The 19,583-nt window shown below is 63.2% G+C and carries 14 protein-coding genes and 4 tRNA genes; 2 read left to right on the top strand and 16 right to left on the bottom strand.

What is annotated here, in order from left to right; translation table 11 throughout:
• Positions 1-36: 36 nt before the first annotated feature.
• The 10 genes from gcvP to FAY22_RS05935 all read right to left on the bottom strand — a co-directional run bounded on the left by gcvP (position 37) and on the right by FAY22_RS05935 (position 12,814).
• Entirely contained in the window at positions 37-2,898 is a 2,862-nt protein-coding gene (gcvP, locus tag FAY22_RS05980) for an aminomethyl-transferring glycine dehydrogenase (RefSeq protein WP_146329362.1), read from the bottom strand.
• A gap of 104 nt (positions 2,899-3,002) precedes the next feature.
• Positions 3,003-3,383, bottom strand: a complete 381-nt coding sequence (gene gcvH / locus FAY22_RS05975; RefSeq protein WP_146329361.1) for a glycine cleavage system protein GcvH — start codon at positions 3,381-3,383, stop codon at positions 3,003-3,005.
• Positions 3,384-4,053: 670 nt separating this feature from the next.
• Positions 4,054-5,505 carry an NADP-dependent succinate-semialdehyde dehydrogenase gene (gene gabD, locus FAY22_RS05970; RefSeq protein ID WP_146329360.1) on the bottom strand — a complete coding sequence of 484 codons (1,452 nt, stop codon included), beginning with the start codon at positions 5,503-5,505 and terminating at the stop codon, positions 4,054-4,056.
• Positions 5,506-5,528: 23 nt separating this feature from the next.
• Entirely contained in the window at positions 5,529-6,683 is a 1,155-nt protein-coding gene (locus tag FAY22_RS05965; protein WP_146329359.1) for an iron-containing alcohol dehydrogenase, read from the bottom strand.
• 17 nt (positions 6,684-6,700) lie between these two features.
• Complete coding sequence (locus FAY22_RS05960) at positions 6,701-7,357, bottom strand: ABC transporter ATP-binding protein (protein ID WP_146329358.1); 657 nt, start codon at positions 7,355-7,357, stop codon at positions 6,701-6,703.
• Complete coding sequence (locus FAY22_RS05955) at positions 7,354-8,136, bottom strand: ABC transporter ATP-binding protein (RefSeq protein WP_146329357.1); 783 nt, start codon at positions 8,134-8,136, stop codon at positions 7,354-7,356. Before FAY22_RS05955 ends, FAY22_RS05960 begins: the two co-directional genes overlap by 4 nt.
• On the bottom strand, positions 8,133-9,104 hold the full coding sequence (locus FAY22_RS05950; protein WP_146329356.1) for a branched-chain amino acid ABC transporter permease: 972 nt from the start codon (positions 9,102-9,104) through the stop codon (positions 8,133-8,135). Before FAY22_RS05950 ends, FAY22_RS05955 begins: the two co-directional genes overlap by 4 nt.
• 3 nt (positions 9,105-9,107) lie before the next feature.
• Positions 9,108-10,013: a branched-chain amino acid ABC transporter permease gene (locus FAY22_RS05945; protein WP_146329355.1), complete on the bottom strand. Its 906-nt coding sequence runs from the start codon at positions 10,011-10,013 to the stop codon at positions 9,108-9,110.
• A 113-nt stretch (positions 10,014-10,126) separates the two neighbouring features.
• The gene (locus tag FAY22_RS05940; RefSeq protein WP_146329354.1) at positions 10,127-11,446 is read right to left on the bottom strand and encodes an ABC transporter substrate-binding protein; all 1,320 of its coding nucleotides are present in this window, start codon (positions 11,444-11,446) and stop codon (positions 10,127-10,129) included.
• 3 nt (positions 11,447-11,449) lie between these two features.
• Positions 11,450-12,814: an ABC transporter substrate-binding protein gene (locus tag FAY22_RS05935; RefSeq protein WP_146329353.1), complete on the bottom strand. Its 1,365-nt coding sequence runs from the start codon at positions 12,812-12,814 to the stop codon at positions 11,450-11,452.
• 459 nt (positions 12,815-13,273) lie between these two features.
• On the opposite strand from FAY22_RS05935, the gene FAY22_RS05930 reads away from it, so the two are divergent.
• Both FAY22_RS05930 and FAY22_RS05925 read left to right on the top strand, forming a co-directional pair.
• The gene (locus FAY22_RS05930; RefSeq protein ID WP_146329352.1) at positions 13,274-14,959 is read left to right on the top strand and encodes a sensor histidine kinase; all 1,686 of its coding nucleotides are present in this window, start codon (positions 13,274-13,276) and stop codon (positions 14,957-14,959) included.
• Positions 14,952-16,316: a sigma-54 dependent transcriptional regulator gene (locus FAY22_RS05925; RefSeq protein ID WP_146329351.1), complete on the top strand. Its 1,365-nt coding sequence runs from the start codon at positions 14,952-14,954 to the stop codon at positions 16,314-16,316. Before FAY22_RS05930 ends, FAY22_RS05925 begins: the two co-directional genes overlap by 8 nt.
• Positions 16,317-16,400: 84 nt before the next feature.
• Here FAY22_RS05925 and FAY22_RS05920 read toward each other — a convergent pair.
• The 6 genes from FAY22_RS05920 to uvrC all read right to left on the bottom strand — a co-directional run bounded on the left by FAY22_RS05920 (position 16,401) and on the right by uvrC (position 19,571).
• A tRNA-Leu gene (locus FAY22_RS05920) sits at positions 16,401-16,493 on the bottom strand.
• Positions 16,494-16,559: 66 nt separating this feature from the next.
• Positions 16,560-16,633, bottom strand: a tRNA-Cys gene (locus FAY22_RS05915).
• 102 nt (positions 16,634-16,735) lie between these two features.
• Positions 16,736-16,811 (bottom strand) — tRNA-Gly (locus tag FAY22_RS05910).
• A gap of 106 nt (positions 16,812-16,917) precedes the next feature.
• Positions 16,918-16,993: transfer RNA gene (locus FAY22_RS05905), tRNA-Gly, on the bottom strand.
• Between the two features lie 59 nt (positions 16,994-17,052).
• The gene (pgsA, locus tag FAY22_RS05900; RefSeq protein ID WP_146329350.1) at positions 17,053-17,637 is read right to left on the bottom strand and encodes a CDP-diacylglycerol--glycerol-3-phosphate 3-phosphatidyltransferase; all 585 of its coding nucleotides are present in this window, start codon (positions 17,635-17,637) and stop codon (positions 17,053-17,055) included.
• Between the two features lie 77 nt (positions 17,638-17,714).
• Positions 17,715-19,571 carry an excinuclease ABC subunit UvrC gene (gene uvrC / locus FAY22_RS05895; protein ID WP_146329349.1) on the bottom strand — a complete coding sequence of 619 codons (1,857 nt, stop codon included), beginning with the start codon at positions 19,569-19,571 and terminating at the stop codon, positions 17,715-17,717.
• Positions 19,572-19,583: the final 12 nt, after the last annotated feature.

Here is a 19,583-nt window from a genome sequence, read left to right as displayed (position 1 = left end):
CGCTCTTATAAAATTCGGCGCGCTCCGGAGCCGGCCTTATTCGTAGTCGGACATCGGCGGGCACGCGCAGACCAGGTTACGGTCGCCGTACACGTTGTCGACCCGCCCGACCGGCGGCCAGTACTTGCCCTCGCGCAGGGAGCTGACCGGGAATACAGCCTGCTCGCGCGAGTACGGGCGGTTCCACTCGCCGGTAATATCCATCGCTGTATGCGGCGCGTTGCGCAGCGGGCTCTCCTCCGCCTTGTAGACGCCCTGCTCGACGGCGCGGATCTCTTCGCGAATGGCGATCATCGCTGCGCAGAAGCGATCGAGTTCTTCCTTCGATTCGCTCTCGGTCGGCTCGATCATCAGCGTGCCCGGCACCGGGAACGACATGGTCGGCGCGTGGAAGCCAAAGTCCATCAGGCGCTTGGCCACGTCGTCGACGGTGACGCCAGTGTCCTTCAGTGGACGCAGGTCGACGATGCACTCGTGCGCCACCAGGCCGTTGGTGCCGGTGTACAGGATCGGGAAATGCGGCTCCAGGCGCTTGGCGATATAGTTCGCGTTGAGGATCGCCATTTCGCTGGCCGCCTTCAGGCCCTGGCTGCCCATCAGCTTGATGTAGGTCCAGCTGATCGGCAGGATGCTGGCGCTGCCCCACGGCGCAGCGCATACCGGCGCCGCGTGCTTTTCCAGCATGCGGTGCCCCGGCAGGAACGGCGCCAGGTGCGACTTCACGCCGATCGGGCCGACACCCGGTCCACCGCCGCCATGCGGAATGCAGAAGGTCTTGTGCAGGTTCAGGTGCGACACGTCGCCGCCGAACTTGCCAGGGGCGCACAGGCCGACCATCGCGTTCATGTTGGCGCCGTCGATGTAGACCTGGCCGCCGTGCGAATGCACGATCTCGCACACTTCGCGCACCGCTTCCTCGAATACGCCATGCGTGGACGGATAGGTGATCATGATCGCCGCGAGGTCGTTCGCATGCTTCTCGGCCTTCGTCTTGAGGTCCGCGATATCCACGTTGCCGCGCTCGTCGCAAGCCACGACCACCACCTGCATGCCGGCCATGTGCGCCGTCGCCGGATTGGTGCCGTGCGCGGAGCTCGGGATCAGGCAGACGTTGCGGTGTCCCTCGCCGCGGCTCTGGTGATAGCCGCGGATCGCCAGCAGGCCGGCGTATTCGCCCTGCGAGCCGGCGTTCGGCTGCAGCGACACGGCGTCGTAGCCGGTGCAGGCAACCAGCATCTGCTCCAGCTCGGTGATCATCTGGTGGTAGCCCTGCGCCTGCTCGAGCGGCGCGAACGGATGGATTTCACCGAATTCCTTCCAGGTGACCGGGATCATTTCGGTCGTCGCGTTCAGCTTCATCGTGCAGGAGCCGAGCGGAATCATGCTGCGATCCAGCGCAAGGTCCTTGTCGGACAGCTTGCGCAGGTAGCGCAGCAGTTCGGTTTCGGAATGGTGGGTGTTGAACACCGGATGCGCGAGGAAATCACTGGTGCGGACGAGCGATGCTGGGATGCGATCGCTCACGTCGGCTTCGATTGCCGCGAATGCCGGAATCGCCTTGCCGTCGGCAAAAATGCCCCACAGCGCCTCGACGTCGGCCGGGGTCGTCGTCTCGTCGAGCGAAATGCCGACCGTTTCGCCGTCGGCCACGCGCAGGTTGATCGCCTGCTTGCGTGCGGCTTCGTGAATCTGCTGCGTGCGGCCGCCGGTCTTCACCACGATGGTGTCGAAGAATGCCGATGTGGCGACTTCGCAATCCAGCTTGCGCAGGCCGGCGGCGAGCGTCGCGGTCAGGCGATGCACGCGCTGCGCGATCGTCTTCAGCCCCAGCGGGCCGTGATAGACGGCGAACATGCTGGCGATATTGGCAAGCAGGACCTGCGCGGTACACACGTTGGAGGTTGCCTTCTCGCGGCGGATATGCTGTTCGCGGGTCTGCAACGCCAGGCGATACGCCTTGTCGCCGCGGCTGTCGATCGACACGCCGACCACGCGCCCCGGCATCAGGCGCTTGTTCGCGTCGCGCGTGGCGAAATACGCGGCATGCGGGCCGCCGTAACCGAGCGGCACGCCGAAACGCTGGGCGGAACCGATAGCTACGTCGGCGCCGAATTCTCCCGGCGGCGTCAGCACGGTCAAAGCCAGCAGGTCGGCGGCGACCACCACCAGCGCATCCTTGCCGTGCGCCTTGGCGACGACGTCCTTGTAATCATGGATTTCGCCGTCGAGCGTCGGATACTGCAGCAGCACGCCGAAGCAGTCGAGCGAATCGATATCCTTGCGATGGTCGCCGACGACCACCTGCACGCCGATCGGCTCGGCACGGGTGCGCACCACGTCGATGGTCTGCGGGAAGCATTCCTGCGACACGAAGAAGGTCTTGCTCTTGCTCTTGGAAACGCGCTGGCAGAAGGTCATCGCTTCGGCGGCGGCGGTCGCCTCGTCCAGCAGCGATGCGTTCGCGATTTCCATGCCGGTCAGGTCCGAAATCATGGTCTGGAAGTTCAGCAGCGCTTCCAGGCGGCCCTGCGAAATCTCCGGCTGATACGGCGTGTACGCGGTGTACCAGGCCGGGTTTTCCAGCAGGTTGCGCAGAATGACCGCCGGCGTGTGGGTATTGTAGTAACCCATGCCGATATAGGATTTGAAGACCTGGTTCTTGGACGCGATCGCGCGCAGCTCTTCCAGGACTTCCGATTCGTTGCGCGGCGTCCCCAGCTCGAGCGCCTTGTCGGTCAGGATCGCCGCCGGCACCACCTTCTTGATGAAGGCATCCATGGACTCAAAGCCGAGTGCTGCGAGCATTGCCTTCTTTTCCGGCTCCGCCGGCCCGATATGCCTGCCGATGAAATCCGTATGCTGCTGCAAATCCTCAAAAGCAGCTCGTTTCTGAACCATGGTTTTCCTACCTCTCGATACAAATTGAAAATGGTGGGTGCCGATTGCGATTCCAAATCAGCGTAAAAACGTGTTCGCGGCGGGTTCCCGCCGCGGCGCCGGCGTTAATGCAGCGTTTCGATATAGGCCTTGTAGCCGGCTTCATCCAGCAAGCCATCCAGCTCGCCCGGCTCAGTCACCTTGAACTTGAAGAACCAGCCGGCGCCCAGCGGATCTTCATTGACCTTGGCCGGCTCGTCGGCCAGCGCGGTGTTGATCTCGGTGACGACGCCGGCGGCCGGCATCAGGATCTCGCCGGCCGTCTTGACCGACTCGATCACCGCGGCTTCCTCGCCCTTTGTGAATTCACGCCCGGTTTCGGGCAACTGGACATAGACGATATCGCCGAGATGATCCTGCGCATAATCGGTAATCCCCACCGTCACCGAACCATCGTCCTCGATGCGCAGCCACTCATGCTCCTGCGTATATACGGTCTTGCTCATTTGCCCTCTCCTTCTGAAAGTGATTAATCGACATCGGTGATGCGAACGAATGCGAAGCGGCCGGCAGCGCTCGATGTATTGCATCGCGCTGAACTCAGACACTTCGCATCGCGCAAAAATTCTTGTTTTACGGCGAGTATTTCGCTGACAGGCGGTAGCCAGCCCCTCCTAGCATCGACTGCCGCGCATGGGGCAGATTTTAGTGCGTTACATATTTTTATTGTATTCAATTGCACCCCACAAAACATCGATAATTCAAATGTTTTGTCGGCATTTTATTTATTTTTAAAAATTTCCACGTATTTTTATTAATATAAAAAATAAGGATTTGCGGCAGGAATGCCTTGCCCGTCAGACAAGGCCAGATGCAAGGCCGGCGACCGCAGATGCGGCTGAGGCAGGCGTAAAAAAACCCGCATGCCTGCTCAGTGCTCAGGGTCATGCGGGTGATATGAATCGTTCAACAGGGTCGTTCACGGGGTGCCGATACCGGCATCGAAAGCCGAGCCATAATAGCCCGGGCCTCAAGCTAACGGCACTGACAATGCCCCGACAAAGCAAAAGGCGATTGCATTTTATTGCTTTAAAGCGATATTTGAAAGCCGAAGAACCGCCGGCAGCGATGCTGCCTGCCACGCGTTTCGATCGGCTTCAAGCGCTTTCTGCCTGGTTACACTCCCATGCAGAGATACTTGATCTGCAGGTACTCGTCGATGCCGTAATGCGAGCCTTCGCGGCCGATCCCGGACTCCTTCACTCCACCGAAAGGAGCGACCTCGTTGGAAATCAGTCCTTCATTGATGCCAACCATGCCATATTCGAGCTGCTCGGCGACGCGCCATACGCGGCCGATATCGCGCGAATAGAAATACGCCGCCAGTCCGTAACGGGTATTGTTGGCCAGCGCCACGGCTTCCTCGTCCGTCTTGAAACGGAACAGCGGCGCGACCGGCCCGAAGATTTCCTCCTGCGCGACAGCCATTGCCGAGGTCACGTTTGTCAGCACGGTCGGTGCATAGAAGTTGCCGCCCAGCGCATGACGCGCGCCGCCAATGATGGCTTTCGCCCCCTTGGAGACCGCGTCGGCGACCAGATTGTCCACCTTGCCGATGGCAGCCTGGTTGATCAACGGGCCAATCTGCACGTCCTGCTGCAGGCCGTCGCCGACCTTCATGGCGCGGACTGCCTCTGCGAGTTTTTCCGCGAACCGGTCGTACACGCCATCCTGCACGATGAAACGGTTGGCGCAGACGCAGGTTTGGCCGGCATTGCGGTATTTGGACGCGATCGCGCCGCGCACGGCGGCATCGATATCGGCGTCGTCGAACACGATGAACGGCGCATTGCCGCCCAATTCCAGTGATACGCGCTTGACCGTGTCGGCGCACTGCGCCATCAGCCGCTTGCCGACCGGCGTGGAGCCGGTAAAGCTGAGCTTGCGCACGACAGGGTTGGACGTCAGCTCCCCGCCCACTTCCGCGGGGCGGGCGGTGGTGACGATGTTGAGCACGCCCTTCGGAATGCCGGCGCGTTCGCCCAGCTCGGCCAGCGCCAGCGCCGACAACGGCGTGGCTTCGGCAGGCTTGACGACGGAGGTGCAGCCGGCGGCAAGGGCGGGGCCGACTTTGCGCGTGATCATCGCGATCGGGAAGTTCCACGGCGTGATCGCCGCCGTGACGCCGACCGGCTGCTTGATGACGACCAGGCGCTTGTCGCCCGTCGGCGCCGGGATGACGTCGCCGTAAACACGCTTGCCCTCTTCCGCGAACCATTCGATGAAGGAAGCGCCGTAGGCGACTTCGCCGCGCGCTTCCGCCAGCGGCTTGCCCTGCTCCAGTGTCATGATGCGCGCCAGGTCTTCCTGATTGGCCAGGATCAGCTCGAACCAGCGGCGCAGGACGGCGGCACGTTCCTTGGCGGTCTTCGCGCGCCAGGCCGGCAATGCCGAGTCGGCCGCTTCGATGGCCCGCCGCGTTTCGGCCGCGCCCATATCGGGCACATGCGCGATGGTTTCGCCATTGGCAGGATTGCGGATCGCATTCGTGCCGCCATGGTCGGCAACAATCCAGCTGCCGTCGATGTAGGCTTTTTGTTTAAAAAGGCTGGGATCTTTGAGTTGCATGGTGTCGGACAAGAGAAAAAGGATCAATAGGCTGCGCGATAAATCGCCAGTGCATCTTCATAGCTGACGTCGCGCGGGTTGTTAACCAGCAGGCGCTGCACGTTCATCGCATCTCTGGCCAGCATTTCCAGGTCGGATTCCGGCACGCCGGCGCTCTTCAAGTCCTGCTCGAAGGGCATCTCGGCCACCAGCGTGCGAATCGCATCGATGAACGCGCCGGTCGCTTCCGCATCGTTCGCAAAGCTGCGGCCGGGCAGCATGGCGCGCGCGAGTTCCGCATACAGCGGCGCGGCGGCATCGCGGTTGAATTCCAGCACGGGGACCAGCACCAGCGCGTTGGTCAACCCGTGCGGCAGGTGGTAGTGCCCGCCGAGCGGGTAAGCCAGCGCATGCACCGCCGCGACAGGCGCGTTGGCGAAGGCCATGCCGGCGAACAGCGAACCGAGCAGCATCGCCTCGCGCGCATCGGCGTCGGCGCCGTCGCGGATGACCGTGCGGATGTTGTTGTACAACAGGGTCAGCGCGCGCATCGCCAGCGAATCCGACAGCGGATTCTTCTTGGTGCGGGTCGTGAAGGATTCGATCGCATGGACCATGGCGTCGACGCCGGTCATGGCGGTGATGCGCGGCGGCAGGCCGAGCGTGAGCAGGCTGTCGAGCAGCGCCACGTCCGGATACAGCAGGGACGAGACGACGCCCTTCTTTTCATTGCTCGGCGTCGTCAGGATGGAGATCGCCGTCACTTCCGAGCCCGTGCCGGCAGTGGTCGGCACCTGCACCAGCGGCAGGCGCGGGCCGCGCGCCAGGCCGATGCCATAAATTTCGGGTAGCGATTGCGGCGTTTTCACCAGCAGCGCGACCAGCTTGGCGGTGTCCATGGAACTGCCGCCGCCGAAACCGGCGACGCCGTCCACGCCTGCCTTGCGCGCCTGTTCGACCGCGGCCAGCACGCTGGCCTCCGGCGGATCGGCGAGCACGTCGGAGAATACGGTCGCCTTGATGCCGGCGGCCGCCAGGCTTTCCAGCGCGCCGGCGAGCAAGCCGGACTCATGCAGAAAACGGTCGGTGACGACGAACATGTGGCTCACGCCGAGCTGGGAAGCCAGCGCGCCGAGCTGCCTGGAAGCGCCCTGCTCGCACACGATTTTCGGCGCCGTTTCAAATACGAATTGAGACATCTGAGTTCTCCTGGTGGTTAGCCGGCGGTGACGACGCCGCGTTCGATACGGAACACGCGGTCGACGAGGTCGGCGGAATGGGTGTCGTCGGATTCGGACAGGATGATGGACATGCCCTCGTTGCGCAGCGTGGCGATCACCTCCGTCAGGCGGCGCGAGAGCACCGGGGCGACGCCTTCGAAGGGTTCGTCGAGCAGCAGCAGCGTGCGTCCCGGCATCAGCGCGCGCGCCAGCGCCACCAGCTTCTGCTGGCCGCCGGACAGCTGCAGCGCGCGGCGGTCGCGGAACTCCCTGACCTCGGGCATCAGTCCGTAAATCCATTCGAGGCGCTTGGCCGCATCCGCGATGCCGTTGGCCCATGCGGGCAGCAGCACGTTTTCCTCGACCGTCAGCGACGGGATCAGGCGGCGGTCTTCCGGCAGGTAGCTGATGCCGCGCGAGGCGCGGCCGTGCGCCGCGACCTTGACCAGGTTTTCGCCCGCCACATCGAGTTTTTTCGCTTCGAGCTGCATCAGCCCCATGATGGAACGCATCAGCGTGGTCTTGCCGGCGCCATTGCGGCCGATGAGGCCGACCATGCTTCCCTTCTGCACATCCATGCAGACATTGCGCAGGATGGGAATGCGGTCGATGGCGACGTTCAGATGTTGAATCGAGAGCAGCGGCTGGCTCATGCTGATTTTCCTTCCAGGATCTGCGCGGGAACGATGTGGTGGCCGATGACCAGTTCCTGTACGCGCTCGTTGCCGAGCACCTCGGCAGGCTCGCCGTCGGCGATGATTTCCCCGCTGTAGAACGCGAGGATGCGGGATACGTAGCGTGCCACGATATCCATGTCGTGTTCCACGAACAGGACGGTAGTGCCGTGGTGGCGCACCGCCTCCATCACGGTATCCATCAGCGGGAATTTTTCCTCGACGCTGACGCCGGAAGTCGGCTCATCGAGCAGCAGCATGCGCGGATTGCTGACCAGGGCCATGGCGATGTCGATCAGCTTGCGCGCGCCCTGCGGAATGGCGCTGACCAGCGAGCTGGCCAGATGGCCCACGCCGAATTCGTCGAGGATGTCGAGCGCTCGGCGGCGCCGCGCCGGCGTGTCGTAGGCCGCCATGAAGGACGGGCGCGGGCTTTCCGCCGACACCAGCGCCACCATGACGTTGTCCAGTACGGTGAGTTGCGGGAACAGCTGCGCCACCTGGAACGAGCGCGCCATGCCCATGCGGGTGATTTCGCGCGAGGCACGGCCGATGATGGGCTGGCCTTCGAACAGGATCTTGCCGCCGGACGGCGGCAGGTAGCCGGTGACCATGTTGATGAAGGTCGTCTTGCCGGCGCCGTTGGAGCCGATCACGCCGACCACCTCGCCCTTGTTGATGCGCACATTGATGTTGCGCGCGGCGACCACCGCGCCGAAGGTGCGCTGCAGGTCGATGGTTTCCAGAATTGCGCTCATGCGTTCACCTTGGCAGTAGTGTTGGCGACAGTTGCGTCCCCGGAGTCCCGGCGGCGCTTGCCGACCAGGCTCCACAAGCCCTTGGGCAGGAAGATGACCAGGACCAGCAGCACGGCGCCCAGCATCATTTGCCAGGTGTGCGGCGCTTCCTGGATCGCGAAGGTGCGCACCGCGGCAAACACGATGGCGGCGAGGAACGGCGCGGCCACGTGGCCGGTGCCGCCCAGGATCGCGATGAACACGAACTCGCCGGAAGTGGTCCAGACCGCCATGTCGGGGTCGATGTGGCCGGTGGCCAGCGCGGTCAGGCCGCCGCCCAGCGCGGAGATGCCGGCGGCAAAGAGGTAGTTGGCGTAGATGGCGGCGCGCGGGGAAACGCCGAGGTACTCGACGCGCACCTCGTTTTCGCGGATCGCTTCCGAAATCAGCCCCAGGCCCGATTTCATCAGGCGGTGGAAAGTGATCGCGGCCACTGCGCTCACACCGACGGTCAGCAGGAAAACGATTCGCTTGGCGGTCTCCGGCGACGGCTCCCAGCCGAAGTAGGTCGGCATCGATACGTTGAAGCCGTCGGTCGAGCCAAGCGCCGAGGACTTGACCAGTACGCCGAACAGCACCATGGACAGCGCCATGGTCAGCATCGCAAAGAAGATGTCGCGGTAGCGCGCCAGCAGCAGACCGCAAACGGCGGCGAACGCCACCGCGACGGCCACGCCCAGCACCAGCAGGGCAAAGGCATCGCGCACGCCCAGGTATTGCATCGCCAGGCCGGCTGCATAGCCGCCGGCGCAGTAGAACAGCGCCTGGCCGAAGGTCACCAGGCCGACACGCATCTGTACCACGACGCCCAGCACCACCAGCGCCTTGGCGAAGGCGAGCGTGAGCAAAAAGCTCAGCCAGTCCGGCGCCAGAAAGCCGCCGGCGGCGACGACGGCAGCTGCGGCCAATAATGAAAATTCAGTACGCATGAGTTAGATCTTCCTTGCAAGAATCTGTCCGAACATGCCTTGCGGACGTACCGCAAGCACCAGGAACATGACGCCGTAGATCACGAACAGCTCGATCTCGGGCGCAAGATGGACGGCGAACGAACGGGTCAGCCCGACCAGCAGCGCGCCGGCTGCGGCGCCGCCGATGCTGCCCAGGCCGCCGACCACGACCACCGCGAAGGCGAGCACGATGACTTCGATGCCGATGCCCGGCGTGACCGAGATCGCCGGGGCGGTCAGCGCACCGGCCAGCGCGCCCAGCATCGAACCGATAACGAAGGTCACGGCGAACATCACGTTGACATTGACGCCCATGGCCATCGCCACTTCCCGGTCATGGATCACGGCACGCAGCAGGCGGCCCTTGTTGGTGCGGTTCAGCGCATACCAGGCGGCGAGGCCGACGAGGATGGAGACGACGACCAGCGCAAGGTCATAGTTGGCGAAGCTCAGCGCGTCGCCTACCGCACTCTGGCCCAGCAGGCGGTATGGCTGGTACGCGAAATACGGATCGACGCCCCACAGCAGCTTGGTGGCATCTTCGAGAATGAGCAGCAAGGCATAAGTGACGATCACCATCAGCGTTTCGTCGCGGCCGCGCATGAAGCGCAGCAGGCCCTGCTCCACCACCAGCCCGACCACCAGGCCGGCGACGAGCGCGCAGCCGAGCAGCAGTGCGTAGCTCCAGTAAGGCGACGAGTCGCCGTCGCCGTTGAAGTACCAGCCCACCAGCGAGGCGGCACTATAGGCGCCGATGGCATAGAAGCTGCCGTGCGCCATGTTCAGGATACGCATCACGCCGTAGATCACGGTGAGGCCTGCGGCGACGAGAAACAGCCAGGATGCGTAAATCATCCCGTCGATGAGGATTGCGAATAGGGTATTCATAGTATTTTGTAGGGAAGCGGGCGCGCCCGCCGGGCGCCGCATCGGGCGGGCCGGTCCGGAGGACGCGCTGGCGCCGCCGGCGTCGCAGCGACGCCGGCGGAAAGGTCACTGCATTACTTGCACTTGGCTCCCGGCATGCCAGCCTTGATCCAGTCGGCGGCGGTCGTGCCGTCCGGCGGCATCAGGCATTCGGCGGCATAGCTCTTGACCTTGGTGACGGAGCCCTTCTTGGTCTTCGGGTCGTACTGGTACTCGCCGTAGGACACGCCCTGCACCGCCTGGTGGCCGCCGGCGCTGGCCATGCGCACCGTGCCGCTCGGGGCTTCGAAGGTCAGGCCCTTCATGCCCTGGATGACGTTATCCGCGGTCGGCATCGCGTTCGGCTTGCCGGTTTTTTCGGCGCTGGCCTTGACCGCGAGGATGGCCTGGACCATCTTGTAAGCCGGATAGGTCGGCCATTCCTTGAACTGCGCCGTGAACTTCGGGCGGAACCAGTCGTTCAGCGGGTTCTGCGGAGCGAAGATGCCGTACGGGCCGCGCGCGCCGATGATCACGCCATTGGGCACCTTGTCCTTGAAGTCTTCGACGCCGGTGTCGCCGCAAGTCAGAGCGATCGGGCTCTTGTCGAACAGGCCGCGCGCCGACCCTTGCAGCATCAGCGCTTCCATGTCGCCGCCCCAGAAGCTGGAGTGCACCAGGTCGGCCTTGGCGACGGACAGCGCGGAGATTTCGGCGCCGTACTGGCCCTGCATCACTTTCGGCCACTGCTCCGAAACCACCTTGATTTCAGGCTTGAGATGCTTGAGCGTCAGGATGAAGTCGTTCCAGGAATCCTGGCCGAAGGAATAGTTTTGCTGGATGCTGGCGACGCTCTTCAGGTTGGGACGCGTTTCCGTGACATAGCGCGCCAGCGCAACGTTGTCGACCACCGCGTCGAGGCCGGTACGGAAGCTGTACTTCGGCGACTTGACGGTTTCGAACAGGCGCGAGGTGCCGCAGTCGAAGAAGACGGTCGGCGTCTTCAGTTCCTCGGCCACCGGGGCGATCGCCAGGCAGTCGCCGGAGGAAATGTAGCCGATCACGGCATCGACCTTCTGGCGCTGCACCAGGTTGCGGAATTCCTCGACCTGCTTGGTGGCGCCGCCGTTCTCATCGATGATGACGGTTTCGATTTCCATGCCGTTGATGCCCTTCTTGTTGTAAGGGGCCGGCAATGCACCCGCATTCAAGGCTTCCACGGTCAACTTGGCGGCATTGGCGGCCGGCACGCCGAACGGTCCGGCGGCGCTGCCGGACAGGAAAGTGACGATGCCAAGGCGGAACTTGCCGTTGTCAGCCGCCTGGGCGGCCGGAGCGAAGGCCGCCGAAACGGCGACGGACATGGCGGCGATGGCGAGGCCGGCCTTGCGTGCGGATGGACGTGAAACGCGCATGAACTACTTCTCCTTTGGTGGTGGTTGGACTGCGGGCGGTTTTGCGCGGGCGCGTGCCCGGCGTTCTTGAATCAGGCCGGCGGGCGGGCGCAGGGCCTCGGCGGGATAGACGGTCCAGTTGGACAGCATCACCTGCGCCGGCGGGAAATCATGGTTCGGCACCACTTCCCCGATCGCCTGCGCCTGCACGATCTGATGCGTATTCGGATCGATCCAGGAGCTGTACCCTTCCGGGTCTTCCGGCAGGTTCAGGCGCAGGCCTTCCAGCGTGGCGATCAGCTTGTCTGTGGTCGCATGCTTGCCCGCGATGGCCAGCGCCCGGCCCATGGCGACGATGCCGCTGTAGGCGCCTTCGGCGACATAAGTGGGATAGCGGCCTTCAAGCCGGTGGAAATCGGCAACGAACTTGCGGTTACGGGCGGTATCCGGCCAGTTGTTGTGATGGCGGCCCGACAGGATCAGGCCGGTCGGTGCCTGCTCGCCGAGCGACACCAGCGTGTCGTAGCTGCCGCCGGTATCGAAGTTCGCAATACGCATCTTGGCGTTCAGGCCACTCGACACCGCCTGCTTGAGGAAGGTGACGAAATCTCCGCCCCACAATCCGACCACGGCGACATCGGCCCCGGTTTTCGCGACTTGCTCGATATACGTGGAGTAATCCGGCTCGTACAACTTGGTCCAGTATTCGCCCGCCACCGTGTATTTCACGCCGAGCCGGTCCAGGTTGCCCTTGAGGTCGCGCCATGCGATATGGCCGTAGTCGTAGTCCGAGCCGAGGAAGACGAGGCGCTTCCAGCCCGCCTTCTTCTGCAGGTCGGCCAGATAGCGGGCCCCGGCCGCCATCGAGGTGTAGGTGTCGTTGGACAACCGGAAGTAGTAGCGGTGGAATTCTTCGATCGTCAGGCGCGACGACGCATGATCGGTGCCGATCATCAGCACGCCGCGCTCCCGGGCCACGCGGCTGACCGCCTGGGCCACGCCGGAACTGACGATGCCGCACAGGAAGCGCGCATGATCGCGCCTGACGTAGTCTTCGGCGATGCGCTGCGCAAACGAAGCCTTGGAGCGGTCGTCCTCGACCAGGATGCGCAATTTCGGCGCGTCTTTCGCCCCCAAGTCCGCCTGCAGGTCGGCCAGGGCCACCTTGATGCCGCCGATACTATCGCGGCCGTAAAGCGCGCCCCACCCGGTCAGGGGAAACATGCACCCCACGACGGCATCGGCCTGATCCGCCGGCGCGCCGAGTTCAATCCGCGCCTGCGCCTCGCCGCAGGCGGCAAACAGCAGGCTCGCGACAGCGCAGGCCAGCCCCGCGAACTCGCGGGACAGCCAATCGCAACAGCGCAGGGCGTGGGTTGATCTGAACATGGGGTCTCCTCCTCGGCGAAAAATCAGAAAGGCGCTATGGGCACCGTCGCGGTGGCTCAAGACACTCGATAATTCGCTTGAGCAACACATCGCAAGCAGTGTGCCAGCTTTTGCCGAAACGAAAGAATTGGCTGAGAAGGCACGCCATCGCTGGCGATGCCGACGGCGGCCGCATCGCCAGCGATGGCCGCGAGCGCGGAAGAGCCGCTCGCCCGAGCGGTTTTCGCTCGAAATGATTGACGGAGCGAGCGGAAACCGCTCAAACTTGAGTTTTGGAAATTTTTAAGTGATGCGCGGCTTGCAGGCCCGCGCCGGGGATGGATCCCTGTGGTCGCGCCGGCCGCCGAAGCATATCGGTAACGAGGCGCCGTCACGGCAGCGGTGCCAGCCGCTGGCGGCACGTTCTTTGCCTGTGTGCAAATATTCGTATCGTCCGCTCCCCCAGCCAGCCCCTATCCGATGGCTATCAAGAAAAGCATCATCCGCCGCTATCTCATCCTGTCCCTGCTGGCATCCGCCATACCGGTGGTCTGGGTCGGCCTGCTGTACGACCGGTTTTCCGAATCGGCGTTCCAGACCGTACTGGAGGAAAAGCTGTCGGCGCAGCTCACCGCAACCGCCAGCCGCCTGTCGTCCTTCATCGAGGCGCGGCGCTATCAAGCCGAAACGCTGGCCAATTTCCCCGGCATTAACCAGCTCGTCGACACGCGCCAGGGACTGGCATCGCAACAGGTCAGCGCGCTGCTCCAAGTCGAATCGGACCTGCCGGATTTGTTCGGTATCCTGTTTTTCTCTGCCGACGAGGCGCTGCAAAAAGTCATTCCGGGCCAGGCGGCATCCGGCCCGCCCTACTGGAGCGACGCGGCGTTCCACACGACCGGCCTGCCTCGAACCCTGGTCGGCGACATGGAACTGGTCGGTCCTGCCGCGCCGCGCGATGGCGAATCGGGCTGGCTGCTGCTGCGTCACCCCTTGGGCGAGGCGCAGCCCGGCCGCGGCCCCGCAGGGCATGTCGCGCTCCATGTACGCCTTGCCTCGCTGACCGAGCTCATGGGCGGCGCGACGGCGGAGGGCACGCTGGAGCCGCTCCTGAAAACGCCGACGGGCTACTTCAACAGCGTCGGCCATGCAGCACGCCCGGCCGGCAAGCTGGTGCTCGGCCCGGAGATATTCCCCGGCTGGCAGGTGGCCCTGCAGGTCGACACCTCCAGGCTCGAAGCGCCATTCAACCGCATGCGCCGCGCGCTCTTCATCGCCGTCATGGTGGGCGCCATCCTGATCGTGCTCCTGTTCTACCGCATGTCGGTCAACCTGCGGCAGCGCGTGCGCCAGCTGCTGGACGGGGCGCAGGCGATTTCCACCGGCCGCCTCGAATACCGGATCGCAGATCCTGGCCAGGACGAAATCGCGACCGTCTCGCGCGCCTTCGATGCCATGGCGACCAGCCTGGAGGCCCAGCTGGCGCAGATGGTGCGCATGGAAAAACTGGCCGTGCTGGGCGAGTTCGCCACCACGATCGCGCATGAGGTGCGCAATCCTCTCGCGGCGGTCAAGACCAGCGTGCAAGCGCTCGCGCGTCGCGAGAAGGACGCGCGGCGCCTGCAGCTGCTGGACGACATGGAAAACGAAATCGACCGCCTGGCGCGCGTCGTGAGCCAGTTGCTGGAATTCGGCCGGCCGCGGCCGCCGGCGCCCGATGCCGTTCCGGTGCGCGAAGTATTCCGCCGCGTGATCCAGTTGCTCGCCCCCGAAGCCACTGCGCGCGGCGTCGCCTTGTCGGCGCAAGGCGATTCCGACCTGGTGCTGCATGCGGACCCCGATCACGTCGTACAGATACTGCTCAATCTGGCTCTCAATTCCATCCAGGCCTGCGACGAAGGCGGCGCGGTCGTGCTGCGCGCGCTGCGCCTGACATCCATGGCCGAGCTGGACGTCAGCGATACCGGCCACGGCATTCCGGCCGCCACCCTGCCCCGCGTCACCGACCCCTTTTACAGCACCAAGGCCAAGGGCATGGGCCTGGGCCTTTCCATTTCCCGCCAGCTCACAGAGATGAACGGCGGTCGCCTGGAAATCCGCAGCACGCCCGGCAGCGGGACATCCGTTCGCATTTACTTCCCCATCTACGAGAACAACGATGGCTAGCATCCTGATCATCGACGACGAGTCCAATCTCGTGCGCTCGCTTACCTTTGCGCTGGAGGACGAAGGCCATGCGGTCCACGGCGCCGGCACGGCCGCCGACGGCTTGGCAAAAGCCGCCGAGCTGCAGCCCGACCTCATTCTGCTGGACCTGAAACTGCCCGACATGTCCGGCCTCGACGTGCTGGAAACGCTAAAGGCACGCCAGATCGAAGCCCAGGTCATCATGATCTCGGCGCACGGCGACACCCGTTCCGCCGTGAAAGCGGTCAAGCTCGGCGCCGCCGATTACATCACCAAGCCGTTCGATCTCGATGACCTGTCCATGACCATCCACGCTACGCTGGAGCGGCGGCAGATGGCGGCCGAGCTGGAATTCCATCGCGGCGCAACAATACAGGAATCCGGCATGCTGGGTGCCAGCCTCGCCATGCGCGATCTGCTGGGAACCGTCGAGCGTATCGCCGCCAGCGCGGCCATGCGCATCCTCGTATTGGGAGAGTCCGGCACCGGCAAGGCGCTGGTTGCGCGCACCGTTCATTCGGCCAGCCCGCGCGCATCCGGGCCCTTCATCGAAATCAACTGCGCGTCATTGCCCGAACAGCTGATCGAGGCCGAGCTTTTCGGCGCCGAAAAAGGCGCATACACCGGCGCCCACCAGCGCCGCGTCGGGCTGGTTGCCCTGGCCGACAAAGGCACGCTGTTTCTCGATGAAATCGGCGAGCTGCCGCTTCCCTTGCAAGCCAAGCTGCTGCATTTTCTGGAGAACGGCCAGTATCGGCCCATCGGCAGCGGGCGCGCCCAGACGTCGGACGTGCGCGTCGTCGCCGCCACCAACCGCGACCTCGCGGCAGCGGCACGCGCCGGAACGTTCCGCGAAGACCTGTATTTTCGCCTCAACGTCATCCAGCTCAATATTCCGCCGCTGCGCGAGCGCGCCTCGGACGTGCCCGCGTTGATCGAGCATTTCTCACGCCTGTTCGCGCGCGAAGAGCGGTCAAAGCCGATTACCGTATCGGAAGACGCCAGGCAGGCTCTCATGCAATACCGATGGCCGGGCAACGTACGCGAGCTGAAGAACTTGATTGAACGCCTGACCATTCTCTACCCCGGAACCGAAATCGGAGCGGAAACGCTGCCCCGCGAACTTGTAGATGCAGAAGCACCGCTGACGGCGACGGCGCCAATCCACGCATCCCAGGGAGCGGCCAACATCGAGGATGCTCTTGCGAGCACGGAAAGGGAAATGATGCTGGCCGCACTGCGCGACGCCGGCGGGCACAAGGGGCAGGCCGCCGAGCGGCTGGGGATTTCTCGCCATGCCTTCAAGCGACGGCTGCAACGATTGGGACTGGGATAAGGCCAGCGCTTCCCTGTGAGACGAAAAACCCGCGATATTCAGTAAACATGCGGGTTTCGGATGATTCGAGATGCGACAGGTTTTTGGTGCCCGAGACCGGAATCGAACCGGTACGCCCCCTCTCGGGTAAGCGGCGGATTTTAAGTCCGCTGTGTCTACCAATTTCACCACTCGGGCATAGTTCGACAAGCTTAGCAGGCGCGCATGCAAAAAAAGCGCACTCGGCGCTTTTTATTGGAAAACTGGAGGCGGGGGTCGGAATCGAACCGGCGTAGACGGCTTTGCAGGCCGCTGCATAACCACTTTGCTACCCCGCCGCGGAAGGTTATTGTAACCACAAACTACTATTGCAGCATGCTGCGCCTGCGACACAAGCGACTTGCATAACAAGGGAAGACAGAAAAGCCTGCCCAGATATATGGAGCGGGAGAAGAGTCTCGAACTCTCGACCTCAACCTTGGCAAGGTTGCGCTCTACCAACTGAGCTACTCCCGCATATAAACTTGCAATTTTGCACACCCGGAACCTAGCGATGACACTCTAAACTAGGCTCTCACTCTAGAATAAAAAAAGGAAGCCGGATAGCTTCCTTTCCGAATCCTGGAGCGGGAGAAGAGTCTCGAACTCTCGACCTCAACCTTGGCAAGGTTGCGCTCTACCAACTGAGCTACTCCCGCGTTCACAACAGACAAGCATTATAGAGATTTGCCGCTTTTTGTCAAGCACAATGCAGCGTTCACTCCAATCGACCTGACCTTTCTTTGATCAACGGCCAAGCCTTTTTCAGATAATAGAACATCGACCATACGGTCAGCACGGCGGCGATCACCAGCAACCATGCACCCCAAAACCGGGTATCGATCACGCCAAACAAGGTATCGCTAAACAGCAGCATCGGAATCGCGATCATCTGCGCGGTCGTCTTGATCTTACCGATCGAACTGACCGCCACCGACTTGGACGCGCCGATCTGCGCCATCCATTCGCGCAGTGCCGAAATGGCGATCTCGCGTCCGATGATGATGAAGGCGATGACCGCATTAACACGCTCGAATTCGACCAGCACCAGCAGCGCGCCCGCAACCATCAACTTGTCGGCCACAGGATCGAGAAAGGCGCCAAACGCGGATGTCTCGTTCCAACGCCGCGCAAGAAATCCATCGAACCAATCGGTGACTGCGGCCACGATGAATATGGCGCTGGAAGCGATGCCCTTCGACAGCGGTGGCAACCAGGTATCGGGCAGATAGAACACGCCTACCACCAGCGGGATAAGCGCCACACGCAACCAAGTGAGCAGGATAGGAATATTAAAAGGCATATGTCGGCGTCGGTGAATAAGCTCGATTATCGCGTGGAACTTGCCCGAACCGCAATGCACCGCTTCACACCGCTGATTTAATGCAACTGCCGATATATCTCTTCCGCAAGCTGACGCGATATACCATCGACCGATGCCAATTCATCTACGCTTGCGTCAGCCACGCCGCGCAGCCCCCCGAAGCGCGCCAGCAGCTTTTGGCGCCGTTTCGCACCAACGCCTTCGATTTCCTCCAGCCGCGACGTCTGACGCGCCTTGGCGCGCTTGGCGCGCATGCCGGTAATGGCGAAACGATGCGCCTCGTCACGGATTTGCGCAATCAGCATTAGCGCGGCCGACTCCTTGCCCAGTTCCTGCGGCGACCGCTCGTCGGCGAACACCAGCGTTTCCAGGCCAACCTTGCGTCCCTCGCCCTTGGCAACGCCGACAATCAATCCGATGTCGAGCCCCAGCTCGCTGAACACCTGCCGCGCCATCTCGACCTGGCCTTTGCCGCCGTCGATCAGTACGACATCGGGCATCCCCCCCTCGCCGTTGGCGACTTTCTCGTAGCGCCGCGTCAGCACCTGGCGCATCGCCGCATAATCGTCGCCGGGCGTAATGCCGGCGATGTTGTAGCGCCGGTATTCGCCGTTCTGCATCGCGTGATGGTGAAACACCACGCAGGATGCCTGGGTCGCTTCGCCTTGGGTGTGGCTGATATCGAAGCATTCGATGCGCAGGCTTTCGATGTCGCCCACGTCCAGGCCGAGCGCATCGACCAGGGCCCGCGTGCGCGCCTGCTGCGAACCTTGCTCGGAGAGCAGGCGCGCCAGCGCGATTTCAGCCCCTTTGTGCGCCATTTCAAGCCACTGGCGGCGCTGCCCCTGCGGCTGGAACACCAGGTTGATGCGATGGCCGCATTGTTCCGCCAGCGCCATCATCAGCGCGGGCTCGTCGAATTCGACGTTCAGGATCAGAGTCGGCGGAATGAACTTGTCGATGTAATGCTGCGCAAGAAACGCCTTCAGGACTTCCACCTCGACCGTATCCCCGTCGGCGGCAAGCACGCTGTCGACATGAGCCGGAAAGTAAGCGCGGTCACCCAGGTGGCGGCCGCCACGCACCATCGCCAGGTTCACGCACGCCCGGCCGCCCTGCACCACGACAGAGATGATATCGATGTCGGCGTCGCCGACCGTTTCCATGGTCTGCTGGTGCAGCACACGCGACAGCGCACTGATCTGGTTACGCACCGCGGCCGCCTGCTCGAACTTGAGTTCGGCGGCGAACGCATGCATTTTCCTTTCCAGTTCCTCCAGCACCTCGGTCTGCCGGCCGCGCAAAAATCTGGCGGCGTTGTCGACATCGGCCGCATAGTCTTCGCGGCTGATCGCATTCACGCAGGGCGCGCTGCAGCGCTGGATCTGGTGCAGCAGGCAGGGGCGCGTGCGATTGGCGAATACCGAATCCTCGCATGTCCTCAGCCGGAACACCTTCTGCAGGATCTGCATTGATTCCTTGACTGCCCACGCGCTCGGGAAAGGCCCGAAATACTGGTTCTTCTTGTCGACGGCACCGCGGTAATACGCCATGCGCGGCACATCCTGCCCGGTGATCTTCAGATAGGGATACGACTTGTCGTCGCGGAACAGGATGTTGAAGCGCGGCTGCAGCGTCTTGATCAGGTTATTTTCGAGCAGCAGCGCTTCCGCCTCGCTGCGCGTGACCGTCGTTTCCAGCCGCGCGATACGCTCGACCATCATCGCAATGCGCGGGCTGGTTAGCGTCTTCTGGAAATAACTGGAAACCCGCTTCTTGAGATCGCGCGCCTTGCCCACATACAGCAGCGAATTGTCCGCATCGAAGTAGCGGTAAACGCCGGGCAGGTGCGGCAGCTTGGCGACCGTCTCGAGAACGACTTCGCGCGAATCAGGTACGGCGGCGTCCGACATCGGGCAAGACGA

It is taken from the genome of Noviherbaspirillum sp. UKPF54, from assembly GCF_007874125.1.
Taxonomy (GTDB): Bacteria; Pseudomonadota; Gammaproteobacteria; order Burkholderiales; family Burkholderiaceae_D; genus Noviherbaspirillum.
Note: the sequence above shows the minus strand (reverse complement) of the source record. Positions and strands in the feature narration are given on the sequence as shown.